This is a genomic window from Megasphaera sp. AF13-6AC, assembly GCF_027685385.1.
Lineage (GTDB): Bacteria > Bacillota > Negativicutes > Veillonellales > Megasphaeraceae > Megasphaera > Megasphaera micronuciformis.
The window spans coordinates 1-958 of the sequence record NZ_JAQCUN010000264.1 but is presented as its reverse complement, the minus strand read 5'-3'; the positions used below and the strand labels follow the sequence as shown (position 1 = coordinate 958).

Below are 958 nucleotides of genomic sequence, written 5' to 3'. Positions count from 1 at the left end.
TTTTTTCGGATGAAGAGTTGTGCCGTTTAGCTGTTTCTATTGAGCCGACGGATCCTGTTTTCTGTCAGGACGTAGTGGCCATGGATCGCTACAGCGGGAAAATTTTACGGCGTTTCCCGGCACCTCACCTGATATACTATACTTTTGACTGCGGCGGAACGATAAATACGTTGGACTTTTATAGTACGGGGACAGTAGAAGATGAGCCCGATGTGACAGACCTGTACAAGGATTTATGTCGTAATGACGGGGATATAGATACTTGGTGCCGAGTAGCCACAACTTCGGCCTTGGCCAATCAGAGTAGGGTTTTTAAAAGCGAACTTCCCGATTTTTATGAGACAGCACAAAAAATAGGGGCCTGCGGTATCGGTACGGCTCATACGGGGACTCTTTTGACTATGATTTTTCGCACCCGCGGGTACGGGCAGAAAATAAAAAAGGTGCTGTCGCAGAGCCCGTTAAAAGATTTGAATTTTATAGGTGTTTTTGAAACGATTGGCGGCGGATACGTTTTTGAGGAGAGATGAATATGTCTTTTTCACACGGAGGAAATGTATACGATGAGGAAGGGAAGCTTAAAAATTGGGTAGATGTAAGTGCCAATATTAATCCTCTCGGCTTGTCGGAGCCTGTAAAAGAAGCTGTTATCACGTCTGTCGACATGCTCGTTCATTATCCGGACCCGGAGGCAAGAGCCCTTAAAAACGCGTTGGCAAATCATTACGGAATCTTGAAGGAACGACTGATTTGTACGAACGGGGCAGCCGAATTGATGTATATTTACTTTCATACATTCAAACCGAAAAAAGTTATTATACCCGTGCCCTCGTTTGATGAGTATGAAAAAGCGGCTAAAGCCGGAGGTGCTCATATTACTTATGTATATACGCAACAGGATGACTTTAACAGTAACTTGATGCGGATGGCGGAAGCGGCCGGAGAAGGGTCCGTTATT

The 958-nt window shown here is 45.1% G+C and carries 1 protein-coding gene and 1 pseudogene; both read left to right on the top strand.

Annotation, left to right across the window (positions count from 1 at the left end):
- Positions 1–530 (top strand): annotated as a pseudogene (locus PGX78_RS08735) (hypothetical protein); the annotation flags it as partial.
- A 2-nt stretch (positions 531–532) separates the two neighbouring features.
- On the top strand, positions 533–958 hold a 426-nt coding region (locus tag PGX78_RS08730), incomplete at its 3' end, for an aminotransferase class I/II-fold pyridoxal phosphate-dependent enzyme (protein WP_270446570.1).